The organism is Mycolicibacterium austroafricanum, from assembly GCF_000612725.1.
Lineage (GTDB): Bacteria > Actinomycetota > Actinomycetes > Mycobacteriales > Mycobacteriaceae > Mycobacterium > Mycobacterium austroafricanum.
Genome location: NZ_HG964455.1, coordinates 17,441 through 33,331 on the forward strand (window position 1 = coordinate 17,441; position 15,891 = coordinate 33,331).

16 protein-coding genes are annotated in these 15,891 nt (G+C 68.2%); 6 read left to right on the plus strand and 10 right to left on the minus strand.

Annotated elements, in window-relative coordinates:
• Nucleotides 1-58: 58 nt before the first annotated feature.
• On the minus strand, nucleotides 59-1,489 hold the full coding sequence (locus BN976_RS20280; protein WP_036373366.1) for a WS/DGAT/MGAT family O-acyltransferase: 1,431 nt from the start codon (nucleotides 1,487-1,489) through the stop codon (nucleotides 59-61).
• Between the two features lie 254 nt (nucleotides 1,490-1,743).
• Between BN976_RS20280 and BN976_RS20285 the strand changes: the two genes are divergently transcribed.
• From BN976_RS20285 to BN976_RS20300, 4 genes are read left to right on the plus strand one after another with little or no spacing between them, the layout of a single operon-like run.
• Nucleotides 1,744-2,421, plus strand: coding sequence for a DUF427 domain-containing protein (locus BN976_RS20285; RefSeq protein WP_036373369.1), 678 nt, complete (start codon nucleotides 1,744-1,746; stop codon nucleotides 2,419-2,421).
• A 45-nt stretch (nucleotides 2,422-2,466) separates the two neighbouring features.
• Nucleotides 2,467-2,955: an SRPBCC family protein gene (locus tag BN976_RS20290; protein ID WP_036374119.1), complete on the plus strand. Its 489-nt coding sequence runs from the start codon at nucleotides 2,467-2,469 to the stop codon at nucleotides 2,953-2,955.
• Between the two features lie 12 nt (nucleotides 2,956-2,967).
• Nucleotides 2,968-3,762, plus strand: coding sequence for an acyl-CoA thioesterase (locus BN976_RS20295; RefSeq protein ID WP_036373373.1), 795 nt, complete (start codon nucleotides 2,968-2,970; stop codon nucleotides 3,760-3,762).
• A gap of 46 nt (nucleotides 3,763-3,808) precedes the next feature.
• Nucleotides 3,809-4,828, plus strand: coding sequence for an NADP-dependent oxidoreductase (locus BN976_RS20300; protein ID WP_011779476.1), 1,020 nt, complete (start codon nucleotides 3,809-3,811; stop codon nucleotides 4,826-4,828).
• A 7-nt stretch (nucleotides 4,829-4,835) separates the two neighbouring features.
• Here BN976_RS20300 and BN976_RS20305 read toward each other — a convergent pair whose 3' ends face one another.
• Nucleotides 4,836-5,756, minus strand: coding sequence for an LLM class F420-dependent oxidoreductase (locus BN976_RS20305; protein ID WP_036373376.1), 921 nt, complete (start codon nucleotides 5,754-5,756; stop codon nucleotides 4,836-4,838).
• A 107-nt stretch (nucleotides 5,757-5,863) separates the two neighbouring features.
• Here BN976_RS20305 and BN976_RS20310 point away from each other — a divergent pair, with 107 nt between their 5' ends.
• Nucleotides 5,864-6,796 carry an LLM class flavin-dependent oxidoreductase gene (locus BN976_RS20310; protein WP_036373379.1) on the plus strand — a complete coding sequence of 311 codons (933 nt, stop codon included), beginning with the start codon at nucleotides 5,864-5,866 and terminating at the stop codon, nucleotides 6,794-6,796.
• Nucleotides 6,797-7,270: 474 nt separating this feature from the next.
• On the opposite strand, the gene BN976_RS20315 is transcribed toward BN976_RS20310, so the two are convergent.
• Nucleotides 7,271-8,425, minus strand: coding sequence for an acyl-CoA dehydrogenase family protein (locus BN976_RS20315; RefSeq protein ID WP_036374121.1), 1,155 nt, complete (start codon nucleotides 8,423-8,425; stop codon nucleotides 7,271-7,273).
• 109 nt (nucleotides 8,426-8,534) lie between these two features.
• Between BN976_RS20315 and BN976_RS20320 the strand changes: the two genes are divergently transcribed.
• Nucleotides 8,535-9,017: a polyketide cyclase gene (locus BN976_RS20320; RefSeq protein WP_011779472.1), complete on the plus strand. Its 483-nt coding sequence runs from the start codon at nucleotides 8,535-8,537 to the stop codon at nucleotides 9,015-9,017.
• On the opposite strand, the gene BN976_RS20325 is transcribed toward BN976_RS20320, so the two are convergent.
• The 7 genes from BN976_RS20325 to BN976_RS20355 are packed head-to-tail and all read right to left on the minus strand — an operon-like array spanning nucleotide 8,994 to nucleotide 15,888.
• Complete coding sequence (locus tag BN976_RS20325; protein ID WP_036373382.1) at nucleotides 8,994-9,929, minus strand: alpha/beta hydrolase; 936 nt, start codon at nucleotides 9,927-9,929, stop codon at nucleotides 8,994-8,996. The two genes, BN976_RS20320 and BN976_RS20325, sit on opposite strands and share 24 nt — an antisense overlap.
• A complete protein-coding gene (locus BN976_RS20330; protein ID WP_036374124.1) occupies nucleotides 9,926-11,437 on the minus strand; it encodes a flavin-containing monooxygenase in 1,512 nt (503 codons plus the stop codon). Before BN976_RS20330 ends, BN976_RS20325 begins: the two co-directional genes overlap by 4 nt.
• A gap of 8 nt (nucleotides 11,438-11,445) precedes the next feature.
• On the minus strand, nucleotides 11,446-12,177 hold the full coding sequence (locus BN976_RS20335) for an SDR family NAD(P)-dependent oxidoreductase (RefSeq protein WP_036373387.1): 732 nt from the start codon (nucleotides 12,175-12,177) through the stop codon (nucleotides 11,446-11,448).
• A complete protein-coding gene (locus BN976_RS20340; protein ID WP_036373390.1) occupies nucleotides 12,177-12,956 on the minus strand; it encodes an HpcH/HpaI aldolase family protein in 780 nt (259 codons plus the stop codon). Before BN976_RS20340 ends, BN976_RS20335 begins: the two co-directional genes overlap by 1 nt.
• 1 nt (nucleotide 12,957) lies before the next feature.
• The gene (locus BN976_RS20345) at nucleotides 12,958-13,926 is read right to left on the minus strand and encodes a zinc-binding dehydrogenase (protein ID WP_036373393.1); all 969 of its coding nucleotides are present in this window, start codon (nucleotides 13,924-13,926) and stop codon (nucleotides 12,958-12,960) included.
• Nucleotide 13,927: 1 nt separating this feature from the next.
• Complete coding sequence (locus BN976_RS20350) at nucleotides 13,928-15,175, minus strand: cytochrome P450 (protein ID WP_036373396.1); 1,248 nt, start codon at nucleotides 15,173-15,175, stop codon at nucleotides 13,928-13,930.
• Nucleotides 15,176-15,183: 8 nt separating this feature from the next.
• Nucleotides 15,184-15,888 carry a hypothetical protein gene (locus BN976_RS20355; protein WP_036374126.1) on the minus strand — a complete coding sequence of 235 codons (705 nt, stop codon included), beginning with the start codon at nucleotides 15,886-15,888 and terminating at the stop codon, nucleotides 15,184-15,186.
• Between the last annotated feature and the right edge of the window lie 3 nt (nucleotides 15,889-15,891).

Below are 15,891 nucleotides of genomic sequence, written 5' to 3' on the forward strand. Positions count from 1 at the left end.
CGCGCACACGGGGGCCGCGGAGCCGTGAAAGGACGGGCTGAGCAATGGGTTCCGTCAATTACAGGGCGGGCGCGACCGGTAGCGCCTTCTCGACAGGTGTCAGCTCTTCGGGCAGACCGGCGGCCCGGCGGATCTCGGCGAACGAGGCGATCAGGGCGTCGGTGGCTTCGTGTGGATCCTTGAGCGTCCGGTCATCGGTGAGCACCGATATGGAGAGTTGGTCGACGTAGCTCCACACCGTGATGTTCATCCCGCTGCCGGCCACGATGGGGCCGACCGAATAGATCTCGTCGACGACGGCGCCCTCGATCACGCCCCGCCGCTTCGGACCCGCAACGTTGGACACCGTCAGGTTCATCACCATCGCGGACTCCAGGCGGCGCGCCTGCATCCGGAAAATCCGAGGGGTCGTGGCGGGCGGCAGATACGCCAACCAGGACGGCAGCAACGTCGGCCCGAGCAGGCGGTGATTCTCCTTCGCGATCGCCGTCGCCGTCGCGGTGAGCCGCACCCGAGCCATCGGGTCGGCCACGTGAACCGGCAATGACGGTGTCATGTAAGTGAATTCGTTGCCGACGAGGCGATCGGGCGAGGTGCTGAAGCTGACCGGGACGCCGGCGATCAACGGTGCGTCGGCCTTCTGGTCGTAGCGCAGCTGCAGTTCACGCAGCGCGCCCGCCGCCGTCGCGAGCACGACGTCGTTGAGGGTGACCCCGAGATGCCTGGCGGTCTCCTTGACGTCGGCCAGCGCCAGCGGGGCGGTCGCGAAACGCCGGCCGGGGGTCACGACGTGGTTGAGGAACGTGGGCGGCGGCGCGAAGTTGCGCGCCAGATCGGGATGCCTGCCCCGCTCCCTGGCCAGCCGGCGCACCCGCGAGACGCCCGCAGCGGTGTCATTGACCAGCCTGGGCAGTCGGCGCAGTTGACGTAGGTGGTCACGGGCCGCGGCCTTCAGCAGGTTGCGCGGCGCCCTGGAGTCCGCAGACGACTCGGCCAGCTGCCCGCCCACCTCGGGCTCGCGGGGCTGGATCGCCATCGCCAACTGGTTCGCCGAGGCGACCCCGTCGGCCAGCACGTGATGAACCTTGTGGATGACCGCAATCTTGTTGTCCGCCAACCCCTCTGCGATGTACATCTCCCACAGGGGATGGTCGCGGTCCAGCGGCGTGCTCGCGATCTCGCCGATCAGCTGGTCGAGTTCACGGCGGCCGCCCGGCGCCGGAACGCGCGCCCTGCGCAGGTGGTAGTCGACGTCGATCTCGGCGTTCTGCACCCACATCGGGTGGTGGAACTTCAGCGGGATGTCCACGAGCTGGTAGCGCAGCGGGGCCAGCGCATGCAGCCGGGGCAGGGCGGCCCTGCGGAACAGGTCGAAGTCATAGCCCTCGACGTCCGATACGTCGAGCACCCCGATCTTGAGGGTGTGCATGTGGATCTCCGGCGTCTCGCTGTACAGCATCATGGCGTCCACGCCGTTGAGTCGTCTCACGCACCACCCCGTTCGTCGTCCCACCCGTCTGCATGGTGGTACCCATTCCGTCGATTTTCGGCACTTCGAGACGACGTTGGCTCAACGGACCGCCGCCTGTCAGCGCTTGTTAGAAGAATCTCAATCGCCGCGGCACACTCCCAGCCTCCGCCACCGTGACATCGCAGCTGTGGTTTGTAAACTCGCGTTCACGTCATCCAACGAAGGGCCGGACCTGTGAGTCGCACGAAAATGGTTGCCGCCGGAGCGCTTCGATGAGCCTGGTGGCGGGCCACGGTCCGCTCAGCCGGGACCGCGCAGGCGTGCTCAGCCCGCCGGTCGCCGGCGACCTGGTCTACATCGAGCCCCATCCCCGGCGGATACGGGCGATCCTCGACGGCCGCACCGTGATCGACACCGAGACCGCGTTGATGGTGCACCGGCGCGGCAGCCCACTGAGCTACGCGTTCGCCGCCGCCGACGTCGGCGACCTGCCGGGCGAACCCGTTCCGGAGGCACCAGGGTTCGTCGTGGTGCCGTGGGCCGCCGTCGATGCCTGGTGGGAGGAGGGCCGGCGGTTGGTGCACTATCCGCCGAACCCGTACCACCGGGTCGACTGCCGGCCCACCTCGCGGCGGCTGCGGGTCGCTGTCGCCGGCACCCCGCTCGTCGACACCGTCGACATCGTGATCCTGTTCGAGACGGCACTGCAGCCCCGGCTCTACGTGAGCCCGGCGCTGGTCCGCACCGACCTGCTGCGGCGGTCGGACACCACGAGCTACTGCAACTACAAGGGCTACGCCACGTACTGGAGCGCGGTCGTGGGCGACACCGTGGTCGAGGATGTGGCGTGGAGCTACCCCGATCCGCCGCCGGAGAGCCTGCCGATCCGCGACATGCTCAGCTTCGACCCGGGCAAGGTCGACATGACGGCCGAGCTCCCCGGCTCCTAGCGTCACCGCTTGTCAGCGTGCCCGCCGCCGACCATGCTGCATGGCATGACACGCTGGTTTGCCCTCGAGTCGGCCGACGCCGGGTTCTTCGACACCGCCCCACATGTGTTCCGGTACGAGAAGCACTACGACGCGACCCCGGCACAGGTCTGGGAATCGCTGCAGTCCGACGAGTCGCTGTCGGCGTGGGGCAAGACGGTCGGGTCGCTGACGTGGACATCGCCGCGACCGTTCGGGGTGGGCACCACCAGGGAGGTGGGCACCGGCCCGACCAGGGTGCACGAACGGTTCTACTCGTGGGACGAGGGCTCGGGCTACGCCTTCTACGTCTACGAGGCCAACGTGCCGATCTTCCGGCGGTTCGCCGAGGACTACCGCGTCGAACCCGAGGGCACCGGCACCCGGTTCACCTGGCTGGTGGCGATCGAGCCGGCCGGCGTGATGCGGTGGCCGTTCAAGCTGCTGGCCCCGGTGGTGAAGTCCGGGTTCGGCCGGATGGCCGCCGACGGCGAGAGGTACTTCGCCGCGCGATAGGGTCGGCACCTTGTGACAGGTGTCGAGAAAAGCTGGATCGCCGATCTGCTGCGGTTCGACCGCCGTGACGACGTGTTCGTGGCATGCCCGACGGCCGCAGGCCCCGGGTCGCGGTTGTTCGGTGGCCTCATCGCCGCGCAGTCGTTGGGCGCGGCAGGCGCCACGGTCGGTGCGGGCAAGCTGCCGCAGTCGCTGCACCTGTACTTCGTGCGCGGTGGCCGCTACGGCGTCGAGGTGGAGCTGCACGTGGAGCGCACCCGGGACGGCCGCTCCTTCGACACCCGCCGCGTCACGGCGGTCCAGCAGGGCGCGGTGATCCTGGAGATGATCGCGTCGTTCCACACTCCGGAGCCCGGCGCCGACGAGCATCCCTCGCCGCCGCCGTCGGTGACGCTGGCCGATGCGCGCGTCAAGGAACCCGATATCGAGTTCGCCGACCGGTTCGAGATTCGCACCCAACTCGCCGACGACTCCGTCTTCGCCGTCCCGCCGTTCTGGATCCGCACCCGCGACGAGATCGAGGACGACCCGCTGGTCCGGGCGTGCATGCTGACGTTCCTGTCCGACTTCGGTCCGGTGCCGGTGGCCCGGCCCTCGGGCACGCCGTTGGAGCCGGAGGCGGGATTTGCCGCCAGCCTCGATCACTCGGTGTGGTTCCACCGCCCGTTCACCCCGCATGACTGGCACCGCTACGAGGTGCATCAGCTCAACGTCGGCGACTCCCGCGGGCTGGTGCGGGGTTCGCTCTACGACGCCGAGGGCTCGTTGATCGCCACGACGACGCAGGAAGCGTTGTGGCGGTGTTGATTCATTAGGGGCTCGGCGGCCGCACGGCTTCGGTAGGTTCGGCCGGGTGCCGACGCTGACGAACCGCCAGATTGTGTTGCGCCGCCGCCCGCACGGGCTGGTCGCACCCGAAGACACCGAACTCGTGACCGCGCCCGCCCCCGAACCCGGCGACGGCGAGGCGCTGGTGCGCACCACCTACGTGGGAATCGACGCGGCCGCGCGGACCTGGCTCGACGATCAACCGGGCTATCTGCCCCCGGTGGGCCTGGGTGAGGTGATTCGCGCCGCCGGGATCGGTGAGGTGGTCCAATCCCGCTGCGCCGCATACTCCGTCGGCGACATCGTGACGACGCTGACCGGGTTCCAGGAGTACACGATCGTCCGCGACGACCTGTTCACCACCCCGGTGCCCGGCCCGGGTGACCAGGTGGACCAGCTCGCGGTGATGTCGATCTACGGGCCGACGGGCGCCACCGCGTATTTCGGGATGACCGGGATCGGCCGTCCGCAGCCGGGCGAGACGGTCGTGGTGTCGGCCGCCGCCGGAGCCACCGGATCGGTGGCGGGACAGATCGCCAAGATCGCGGGCGCACGCGTGGTGGGAATCGCGGGCGGGCCGCACAAGTGCCGGGCGGTGGTGGAGGACTTCGGTTTCGACGCGTGCATCGACTACCGCAACGAGGATGTGCCGGCGGCGCTGCGGCAGCACTGCCCGAAGGGCGTGGACGTCTATTTCGACAACGTCGGCGGGCCGATCCTCGATGCGGTGCTCGGCAGGCTCGCGCACAAGGCGCGTGTCGTGCTGTGCGGGGTGATCTCCAGCTACCTGACCGGCGAGCACCCGGGACCGGCGAACTACGTCAACCTGCTCGCCAAGACGGCGCTGATGCAGGGGTTCAACGCCCTCGACGAATGGGGCCGTTTCGACGAGGCCTTCGCGGCGCTGCGGGGCTGGGAGGAGCAGGGCCTGCTCACCCATCGCGAACACATCTTCGACGGCATCGAATCCTGCGTCGACGCGCTCAACGGCTTGTTCACCGGCGCCAACATCGGCAAGACCCTGGTCAGGCTCGCCGGGTCGTGACCGGCGCTCACGGTCTCCCGATGACCGACCCGCCGAACTCCTCGATGGCCTCCAGCGTGTGGGCGAGGCTGTCCCCCGGTACCGTCACCTGAATCCACGTCACTCCTGCCTTTTCGAGTTCGGCTGCGCCGGAGAGGAACTCGTCGGCGTTGAAGTCTGCGGCGCCGGGTGACCCGCCCGCATCGTTGGTGAACGTGATGTCGATGTCGAACGGATCGCGGCCCGCGCCCTCCAGGCGGCGGCGCAGGTCGTCGATGCCGGCCGTGAGATGCTCCACCGTCTCCAGCGCCGCCGTGCGGGCGGTCTGCGCGAGCACCGCCGGCGCCCGGAACGGACACCAGCCCTGTGCGTACCTCGCGACCCGCGCCCGCGCGGCGGAGGTGTTGCCGCCCACCCAGATCGGCGGATGCGGCGTGCTGACCGGCCGGGGATGCGCGGTGATGCCCTTGGCGCTGAAGTGCTTACCCTCGAAGGTCATGTCGTCGGTGGTCCAGGCGTCGCGGATCACCTGCAGCGACTCCTCGAACAGCTCGGCCCGCTCGTCGAAATCGACGCCGAGCGCCGTGAATTCGCGCTTCAGGTAGCCGACACCGACGGCCAGGGTGAACCTGCCGCCGGAGACGAGGTCCAGTGTCGCACCGGCCTTGGCGACCACGAACGGGTTGCGGTACGGCAGCACCACGATGTTGGGGATCAACCGCAGCGTGGAGGTGTGCGCGGCCGCGAATCCCATCGCCACGAACGGGTCGAGCGCGTCGTGCCCTCCCGCTTCCAGCCAGCGCTGGGTCGGGGCGGGATGGTCGGTGAAGCCGAAGCCGCCGAACCCGGCCTTCTCCGCGGCTTGGGCCACCTGCGCGATCCCGGTGCCGGTGACGAGCTCGGGGTTATAGGGATGGCTGTGCATCGGATGGGTGATCGCGAACTGCATGGGCAGCGCTCCTGGTCTCGTTGTCGCCGGAACAACCTTCTCACTTTGCGAGAATGTCGTTACCATGCAGGCGGCGGAATGTACAGCACCATCGGAGCGGGAGGGCCATGAGCAGGCCGGAGATCGGCGTCTACCTACCCCAGATGGGCTTCTCGTTCGATGAGTTGTTGCACCGCGCCCGGCGCTGCGAGAAACTCGGCATCGACTCCCTGTGGCTCTACGACCACCTGTACGGACCGGGCATGCCGGACTACCCGTCGATGGAGGCGTGGACACTGGCCACCGCGCTGCTCAGCCGCACCGACACGCTGCGGGTCGGACACATGGTGTTGTGCAACCAGTTTCGGCATCCGGTCACGCTGGCCAAGATGGCCGCCACGCTGGATCAGATCTCCGGCGGCCGGTTGAGCCTCGGCATCGGCAGCGGCTCGATCGAGGACGAACACCGCCGCGCCGGCCTGCCGTGGGGTTCGTTCGCCGAGCGGTCCGAACAACTCGGCGAGACCCTGCAGATTCTGCACCAGGCGTTCGGCGACGAGCGGATCGACTTCACCGGCAAGCACTTCACCGTCACCGACATGCCGATCAAGCCCGGGCCGGTGCAGCGGCCCCGTCCGCCGATCGTCGTCGGCGGGGTCGGCGAGAAGTTCACGCTGCCGCTGGTGGCGCGCTATGCCGACGTCTGGAATGTGCCCACGTACGCGCTGGGGCAGATCAAGGAGAAGATCGCGGCGCTGCGGTCGATCTGCGAGGACGTCGGCCGCGACCCGCAGACCATCACGCTGTCGATCGAGGCGGTGATGGCGCTCGCCCCCGACGAAGCGTCGCTGCCGACAGTGCGCAGCCTCGCCGAGAAGCGCTTCGGCGGTGAGGGATTCGGGCTCCACGACACCGACTTGATCGGCACCCCGGCCGAGATGGTGGACCGGCTGGGCGCGCTGGCCGAGATGGGCTTCGGGCAGATCGTGCTGTTCACCCACGATCGATGCTCCGACCAGACGCTGGAACTGCTGGCGGCGGAGGTCATCCCGCGGCTCTAAGTAGTTGTCGGTGCGCCGCACCGGGAGTACAACACCACGCTATCGGCTCAGTACTCCTAGCACGACGGCGCAAGAAGACCACGCTCCGGGATGACCGGGCGGGGCTTTCTGCTGTCAGTACGGAACCACCACGAAGAAGCCGATGATCATGTAGATCACGAAGAGGACGCCCAGGGTAATCGTGATCACCGAGAACTTCAGCATGATGTCCTGCGCCCGCCACCACCTACGCATGGACTCGACCGTAACCCCAGCGAGGACCAGGTAGCTGAAGAAAATCTGTGAATTGGCGTTCCGGGAGCGGCCACAAGGTCGAAGTATGCGTGGCCTCGATGACGTGGACGCAAAGCGGAGGCTGCTGGCCGCCGAAACCCCACCCACCACCTGCCACAAGCCACATGCCCTACGAATCCCCACCGGATGGCACGAATCCGACTACGGCAACGGCCCACCACACCTTCCGATATGGACCAGCTAAGGCCGTCGAACCGGCGGCGAGTAGTTCGGCCTTCCGAGTCCCAGCGCGTGCTGGGCGATCATGTTGCGGAACACGTCCAGCGTTCCGCCGTAGATACCGGTCGGCAGGGCCAACCGGAACAGGTATTCGGCGTTGAGCCCCTCTGGCACGACGGACGTAGTACCGAGGACATCCATCAGGTCCGGGGTGATGTCACGCAGCGTCTGGGCGATGGCGACCCGGCCGAACATCTCCGGCGTACTGAGGGCGGCTTCCAGCCTCGCAATGCTGCGCCCCAACCGGTATCCGATCGAGTCGTCGTCCAGTCGCCCCGATCTGTACATCTCCCCCGCGATCCGGTCGACTTCGTCGGCGAGCAACGTTGCGTGCTCGGTCATCACCGCGATCTTGTTCAGACCGCTGCCGTCGTGTTCGACGGTGCCGTGTTCGGCGTTGAGCGCCTCGCGCAGCACGGCCCAGCCGCCGTTGACCGCGCCGACGCGGTATCTGTCGTCCACGCGGACGTCGCTGTAGAAGGTGATGTTGGTGCGGTCGCCGTCGACGGTGCGGATCGGCTGGATGTCCACCCCGGTGGCGTCGAGCGGGACGAGGAACATCGTCAGGCTCTGATGCTTGGGCGCTGCCGGGTCGGTGTTGGTGATCAGGAAGACGTACTGGGCGTGGTGTGCGTTGGAGGTGAACATCTTTGAGCCGTTGACGATCCAGCCGTCCCCGTCGCGCACGGCCCGGGTCTTGCAGGTCGCCACGTCGGATCCACCTTCGGGTTCGGTGTAGCCCAGGCACAGCCGGAACTCCCCGGACAGCACCCGGTCGAGGACCTCGTCCTTGAGCTCGTCGGAACCGAACTGGTCCACCGCCTTGGCGACCATCGAGGTGGTGCCCCAGTGGAACCACGGGGTGTGGGCCCGGCCGATCTCGAGTTCGAAGATCCGTCGCTGGACCGCGGTGAAGCCGCCGTCCTGCCCGGCGCGCCAGTCGCGCTCCAGGTAGCCGGCGGCGCCGAGCGCCAGATGGACGGTCTCGTCGAAGTTGTCACCGGTCCGGCGGTCGCGCTCGATGACGTCATCGGTCACCACGCGGGCGAGGAACCCGCGCAGCTCTGCCTGGAAGGCCCGATCGTCGTCGGACAGTTCGACTTCGGAGAAGTCCATCGTGACGGCTCCCACCTCTTGACCGTGCACCCACTTGGCCACTCACCTGGCAGCGTGACATTATGGCGTGACTTTGTAAAGCACTCGAGTGTGTCGAAGAGGAGCCGGTGTGGGAATCGTGACGACGACGTCGGAGACGGCGTTCACCCAGTCCCCCGAGGAGATCTACGACTTCGTGACCAACCCGGTCAACTGGACGAAGACGTACCCGGGCAGCGCGCACGTCGGCAAGGTTCCCGAGAAGCTGCCGCTGGAGATCGGTGACACGTGGACCGAAACCGGACCGGACGGCAACCGGATCTTCACCTGGCACCTCGCGATCGCCATGCGCCCCAAGCTGTGGATGTTCAACTCCGTCGGCAATCTCGGTCATGACAGTGAGGGCAACGGTGGCATGCCGGGCCGGATCACCGTGCAGTACAAGTTTACTCAACCGGGTGAGGGCATCACGCTGTTCAGCCGCACCATGACGGTGGAGGCGTTCAGGGATTCGCCGCTACCCGACGGGTTTTTCCGCACGGTCAACCCGGCCAACATCGACGCCTACCACGCGGCGGTCGCGCGGGAGTTAGCCAAGGAACGCACGGCGTAGCGCCGCGCCCTGGATGTCGAACAGCTGGCTGCTGACTTCCCAGTCCGGGACCAGGGAGTCGAAACCGTGGCATGTGCCGCTGAAGACGTGCAGTTCGGTGTTGACCCCCGACCACATCAGCCGCAGCGCATAGTCGATCGCCTCGTCGCGCAGCGGGTCGAGCTCCGAGCAGGTGATCAATGTGGCAGGCAGCTCGGACAATTCGTCGGCACGGGCCGGCACCGCGTCTTCGGGGAGGGGATCACCGCCCCCGTAGTGACGCCACATCCACTGCACCGCTTGGCTGTCGAATCCCGGCGTGGTGGTGAACTCCTCCTTCGACGGGGACGGCCGGTCGTCGAGCACCGGCTGGTGCAGCAGCTGGAACACCACAGGGGGCGCGCCACCGGCGGCCGAGCGCTGGGCGAGCCCGGCCACCAACGAGGCCCCGGCGCTGCTGCCCGCCAGGGCCACCGCGGCGGCGTCGATGCCCAGTTCCGCCGCGTTCCCCACCCCCCAGTCGAGGATCGCCGCCGCGTCGTCGAGCGCGGCGGGATACGGGTGTTCGGGGGCCAGCCGGTAATCCACGGACAGCACGGTGCACCGCCCCCGGCGGGCCATCTCGATGCACTGCCGGTGATCGGTGTCGAGGGTTCCGAGCACGAAAGCGCCTGAGTGGCAATAGAGCACCACGCCTGATCCCGGTGGCCCGCCGCGGTAGATCCGCACCGTGACGCGATGCCCGGCCGGGACGGGGACCTCGCGTTGTTCGATCTCGACGCCGACGGTGTCGACCGACCGGGCCGTCTCGGCGCGACGCTGGTTCAACGAGTCCCGGACCGCACCGAGCACCGGCGGCGACAGGTCGGTGCGCGCCCCCGCGAGATGCCGCAGGGCCGGATCGAGACGTTCGGTGATGTCGCGATCGGTCACGGTTGCTTCACCGAGGTCTGGGCACCGACCCGGATGCGCGAGCGGGAGCTGGGCGCGTCGAAGCCGTAGTCGCCGGGATTGAACCGGCGGGTGAGGCCCCAGAAGGTGCGGGCACTGCGCGGCCACTGGGTGACCACCCGCCCGTTCGGCGCGCGGAAGTAGTTGCTGCACCGCGTCAGCCACACGGTGCCCTGCATCCAGGTGTCGATCCTCTCGAGGAAGCGCGTCATCACGTCGGAGCGCACTTCGATGTAGCTTCGGTTCTTGCGCCGCATGTACTTCAGCGCGCGCACGATGTAGTGCGCCTGCGCCTCCAACATGAAGATCACGCTGTTGGAGCCGACGTTGGTGTTGGGCCCGTACAGCATGAAGAAGTTGGGGTAACCGGGGACGGCCATCCCCAGGTAGGCGAATGCGCCGTCGCGCCACGTGTCGCTCAGCAGTGCGTCGTCGGCCCCGCGCACCTCGATCTGGCCCAGGTAGTCCGCCGCCGCGTAGCCGGTCGCACACAACACCACGTCGACGTCGAGCTCGGTGCCGTCCTCGGTGACCAGCGATCGGGACCGCAGACTGCGCGCGGGGCTGGACACCACCTCGACATGGGGTTGGGTCAGGGTCTGCAGGTAGTCGGTGGCGAACACCAGGCGTTTGCAGCCCAACGGGTGGGTGGGGGTCAGCTTGGCCCGCAGCTCGTCGTCGGCCACCGTCGCCTCCAGCGTGCGCAACGCGATGCCCTTGAATTCCTCGGTCTTGTCGCTGCCGTTCTCGATGACCGAGATGTTCGACTCGCTGCGCAGCCACAGCCGGGTCCGGTAGATCTTCTTGGCCAGCGGGATGTGGGCGAACATCCACTTCTCCCGCCCGGTGTATTCGCGGTCCGGCTTGGGCAGCACCCAGGTGGGCGATCGCTGCACCGAGTACACCTTGGCGGCCTGCTTGGCGACCTCCGGAACGAGCTGTGCGGCAGTCGATCCGGTGCCGAGAACCGCGACCCGGGCGTCACGCAGATCCACCGAGTGGTCCCACCGCGCGGTGTGCATGACCGTTCCGGTGAACGGCTCCTCTTCGACCAGGTCGGGCATCACCGGCTGGGTGAACAGCCCGATCGCCGACACCACGATGTCGAAGGTGTGCTCCTCACCGCCGGCCGTCGTCAACGTCCAGGTGCGTGTTTCCGAACCCCAACGGGCCGAAACGATCTCGGTGTTCAGCTGCAGGTTGTCGGGTAGCCGGTAGCGCTGCGCACACCGTTCGAAGTACTGGAGAATCTCCTCCTGCCCGGACCACATCCGCGACCAGTGCGCGTTGAGGTCGAAGGAGTAGGAGTACAGGTGTGATTTCACGTCGCAGGCCAGACCCGGGTAGGTGTTGATCCGCCACGTGCCGCCGACCCCGTCCTCACGATCGAAGATGGTGAAATCGGTGAACCCGGCCTTGCGCAGGAAGATTCCGAGCGCCAGGCCGCCGGGGCCGGCGCCGATGATCGCGACGGAGAACGTCTTGGCCATGGAGGTCGTCATCCAATCTGCAAGGACTGCCCACCGTCGACGGTGAGCTCAGAACCGGTGATGAAGGTGGCATGCTCGGAGACCAGAAACGCCACCGCGTCGGCGATCTCCATCGGTGTGCCGATCCGGCCCATCAGGGCCGTCGCGGCGAGCCGGGACTGCGTCGTCGGATCGAGCATCGGCGTCTCGACGGGCCCGGGGAACACGGCGTTCACCCGGATCCCGGCCGGCGCCAGTTCGACAGCCGCGACCTGCGTCAGGCCGCGCAGCGCCCATTTGGACGACCCGTAGGCGCTGTGGTCCGGGAAGGGCCGGATCGCCCCTGTGCTGCAGGTGTTCACGATTGCCGCGCCCTCGGCCTCCCGCAGATGCGGCAGCGACGCCTGGATGCCGAGGAACGGCCCGAGGCAGTTGACCCGCCAGCTACCCTCGAACCCGGCGGGCGTCTCCTCGGACAGCGAAGCGCGGTGCAGCACACCGGCGTTGTTCACCAGCGCGGTCAGCGCGCCGAACCGGTCCACCACCGCCGCGACCGCGCTTGCCCACTGCTCTTCGGAGGTGACGTCGAGTTCGACTGCCAGCGCGCGATCTGGGCCGAGGCGCTCGACCGTCTGCTCGAGGTCGCCGACGAGCAGATCGCATGCCGCGACACAGAACCCGTCCTGGATCAGTCTGGCCGCGATGGCCGCGCCCTGCCCGCGGGCGGCGCCGGTGATCAGCGCGACTCGGTCACCGGCCATCAGGAATACCTCTGCTGTCCGGGCACCACGGACTGCCCGGTGGCCTCGGCCAGGTGTGCGGCAGCGCCGCGGCGCAGCGCCTGCGACTCCGAGGCCAGGGTGATCATCTGGAACCCATTCTGCGCCATCGCGTTACCGATCGTTCCGGTGTTGGCGTGGATACCGGCCACCAGCCCGGCCTGCGTCGCGGTGCGCTGGATGTGTTGCATCGCGTCCAGCACGTCCGGACGCGTCCACGCCTCGGTGGGGCCGTGACCCAACGAGATCGCCAGATCGGCGGGCCCGACGTAGATGCCGGTCAGCCCCTCGACGCCGCAGATCTCGTCGATCGCGGCGAGGCCGCGCGCCGTCTCGACCATCGCGAACACCGAGGCGCGCGCCTGCAGTGCCGCGGGCTCGATGCCCCGGCTGGCCCGCAACGGCCCGAAGCTGCGGACGCCGTCCGGCGCGTACCGTGCCGCGGCCACCGCTGCGGCCGCCTGGGCGGCCGACTCCACCATCGCGATCACCACCCCGTCGGCGCCGGCGTCGAGCACCCGTCCGATCGGCGCCGCATCGACACCCGGCAGCCGCACCACGGTGGCGATCGGGACGTGCTCAAGACGGCGCAGTAGCAGTGCGACGTCGGCGTCGCTGAGATAGCCGTGCTGAACGTCGAATCCGACGTAGTCGTATCCGGCGGCGGCGAACTCCTCGGGCCCGAGCACCGTCGGGCCGACCACCCAGCCGCCCCAGATCTGCGCGTTGTCCGCGAGCGCGTCCTGCAATCTGCTCGCCATGTCAGGCCACGATCGCGATCTTGATCCGCCCGGGCACGGGACGCGACGCCAGTTCGAACGCGGCGGGCGCCTCGTCGATACCGAACGTGTGGGTCAGGTAGCGCTCGAGCAGGCCGGGATGTTCCTGCGCGAACGCGTCGGCCTTGGCGAGAACCCTTCTGCGCTCGATGGTCACCCCGGATTTCAGGGTGAGGTTGTTGCGCAGCATGGTGCGCATGCTGATGGGATAGCAGTCGTCATCGGGCACCCCGAAGTAGAAGACCGTGCCGCCGAACGCGGCGGCCTCCACCGCATGCGACAACGTCGCGACCTGATGTCCGACCGCCTCGATCACGATGTCGGGCTTGGCATCTGGAGCCAGCCGGCTGACCCAGCGGTCACTGGTGGCACGCACCACGGTGTCTACCCCGAACGAGGGCCCGACGTCGTCGCGGTCGACGGGGTCGACGCCGGTGACGTGCGCGGCGCCGGCTGCCTTGGCGGCGTGGGAGAACAGCAGACCGATCGACCCCTGCCCGAGGACGGCGACGTGGCGTCCGGTCAGGTCCGGGAGCTGCTCGACGGCGTAGAGCACGCAGGCCAGCGGCTGCAGAGCGACGGCGTGGGCGGGACTCAGAGACCCGTGGTAGGCCACCAGGCCGTCGCCGTCGGCGATCACCTGCTCCATCAGCCCGTCGAAACCGGATGCCCATCCGACGACGCGGTCCCCCGGCCGGTGGGCGGGGTGTCTGCTGGCGATCACCTCACCGGCGATCTCGTGGATCGGGAAGCCGTCCATCTCGGCAGCACACGCGCCGGTGTCGCCCGCCAGCCTGCCCTTGGCGCCGCGGTACCCGGGCAGATCACTGCCACAGATGCCCGCCGCCAGGAATCGCAGCAGCACCTGCCCATCGCCGAGTGACTCCGGGCATCGTTGGGGCACATCGGCTTTCTCGAAGATGAACGGCGCGACGAGACGGTAGGACCACACCTCAGACCTCCACCGGCAGCTCACTCCAGCCCCACTGGAAGCTCGACGGTGGGCGGAACGCGGCAGCGGTGTCGACGCGGAATTCCGGAACCCGCTTGAGCCATTCGGTCACCATGATCGCGATCTCCAGTCGTGCCAGGTGGGCACCGAGGCAGAAGTGCTGACCCCGACCGAAGGCGAGCAGCCGCGGCATCGGCCGATTCCACACGAACCGGTCGGCGTCGGGAAACTCGCGCTCGTCCCGGTTGGCCGAAGCGAGCAGGGAGATGATGCGCTGCCCCGGTCGCATGGTGGTGTCGTGCAGCGTGAACGGCCTGCGCAGCGTCCGCGCGAACCACTGGGCCGGTGCACAGTAGCGGATCATCTCCTCGCGGGCGACGGGGACGTTGGCGTCCATGTCGGAGCGCACCTCGGCGAGCTGGTCGGGCCGCGACGACAGCTCCCGCAATCCGTGGGCGACGATCTTGGGGACGGTCTCGGTGCCGCCGATGAAGACGCCGAGCATCTGTACGGCCGCTTCCGTGTCCGAGAGCGCCGAACCGTCGGGCAGTCGGTAGTTCAGCAGGTTGTCGACGATCGGCAGTTCACTCCCCTGGCCTGCCCGCCGGCGCGCCACCACGGGTGTGAGGTATTCGAGGTAGCCGGGCCGCGCGTTGGCCACCTCGACGCCGCTGCCCGGCTGGGCCAGGCTGCCCGCATTGACGGTGGCCAGCACGTCGGGGGCGAGATCGGCCGGCAGGCCGACGAGTTCACAGACCACCGAGGCCGCGACGATACCGCCGTACTCCTGGGTCAGGTCGAACCGGCCGCGGGGCAGCAGCTCGTCGAGACGCTCGTTGGCCAGGACGCGGATCCGATCGGCGAGTTTGGCGACGTTCCTCGGACGGAACGGCGCCGCGGTGCAGCGCCGCACCTCGTCGTAGATCGGCGCGTCGAAGTTCGCGTGAAACGGCATGGGGTGCAGCGGCGGGTCGGCCACCGGACCGTCGTTGTGTCCGGCCAGCACCGCAGCCGAAGGCAGCGTCCCCTCCGAGGCGACGAACGTTCCGTCGTTGATCTCCAACACGTTCCAGATGTCGTCGAACCGCGACAGCGCGTAGGTGTCCCACTTCTGCAGGTAGTAGACCGGATGCTCGTCGCGCAGTACCCGGTAGTACGGCAGCGGGTCGGCCATCACGTCCGGATCGAACGGATCGTAGGTGAACGGCCGCCGGCCGGGCCGGCAGTCGGGCTGTTGCGCGGCAGACATTTTCGCGCTCACTGCAGCGGGGACGGGGGCAGGGCGACCAGGATGGAGTCCTCCCAGCCGTCGCGCAGTGCGGGGGCGACGCTCATCCAGGTGACGATCTCGGCCGGCGGGCTGTCCTTCCACGACGGGTAGTGATTCTCGAAGCAGTCCCAGTCTCCTTCGAGCGCCCAGTAGTGGATCACCTCGTTGAACCTGAAGGTGGTGATGAAGGAGCCGAGCCAGCGCTTGCCCGTCGACTCCGACCACGGCACGTAGAGGCGTTCCAGTTCCCTGATGTAGTCGTCCTGCCGGCCCGGCTTGGTCTGCATGACTTCCTGAATCACCAGGCCGGCCCGGAAATCCGATTCCTGCAACTGCGCCAGCGTCATGTTGCTGCGCCCGGCGTACATGATCCGGCCCTCGCCTCTGGCGCCGATGTCGCGCAGGTATGTCGACCATTCGGCCGCCGCCGCATCGTGGCTGCCGCCGCGGGCCTGGGCCCGTCCGATTCGCGCGTAGTCGGCGAACGCGTCGATCTCCCAGATGATCGTCACCTGCGGCCAGTGCCCGTTGTACGGCGTGGTCTCCCAGATGGCGAACAGCCGGGCGCCCAGCTCGCCCATCATCGGGTGGTACACGCCGCTGAACTCGGCGACGAACTGCTCGCTGCGCGCCGACCCGAGATCGATCGTCTCGTGCAGATAGAGCAGGGTGTGGCTGTGGTAACGCTTCATGTT

Bases quoted from the DNA above. Each gene is read 5' to 3' on its own strand.
- BN976_RS20285 (WP_036373369.1), top strand. From the start codon at position 1,744: ATGAGCCTGGTGGCGGGCCACGGTCCGCTCAGCCGGGACCGCGCAGGC.
- BN976_RS20290 (WP_036374119.1), top strand. From the start codon at position 2,467: ATGACACGCTGGTTTGCCCTCGAGTCGGCCGACGCCGGGTTCTTCGAC.
- BN976_RS20305 (WP_036373376.1), bottom strand. From the start codon at position 5,756: ATGCAGTTCGCGATCACCCATCCGATGCACAGCCATCCCTATAACCCC.
- BN976_RS20310 (WP_036373379.1), top strand. From the start codon at position 5,864: ATGAGCAGGCCGGAGATCGGCGTCTACCTACCCCAGATGGGCTTCTCG.
- BN976_RS20315 (WP_036374121.1), bottom strand. From the start codon at position 8,425: ATGGACTTCTCCGAAGTCGAACTGTCCGACGACGATCGGGCCTTCCAG.
- BN976_RS20330 (WP_036374124.1), bottom strand. From the start codon at position 11,437: ATGGCCAAGACGTTCTCCGTCGCGATCATCGGCGCCGGCCCCGGCGGC.
- BN976_RS20335 (WP_036373387.1), bottom strand. From the start codon at position 12,177: ATGGCCGGTGACCGAGTCGCGCTGATCACCGGCGCCGCCCGCGGGCAG.
- BN976_RS20340 (WP_036373390.1), bottom strand. From the start codon at position 12,956: ATGGCGAGCAGATTGCAGGACGCGCTCGCGGACAACGCGCAGATCTGG.
- BN976_RS20350 (WP_036373396.1), bottom strand. From the start codon at position 15,175: ATGTCTGCCGCGCAACAGCCCGACTGCCGGCCCGGCCGGCGGCCGTTC.
- BN976_RS20355 (WP_036374126.1), bottom strand. From the start codon at position 15,888: ATGAAGCGTTACCACAGCCACACCCTGCTCTATCTGCACGAGACGATC.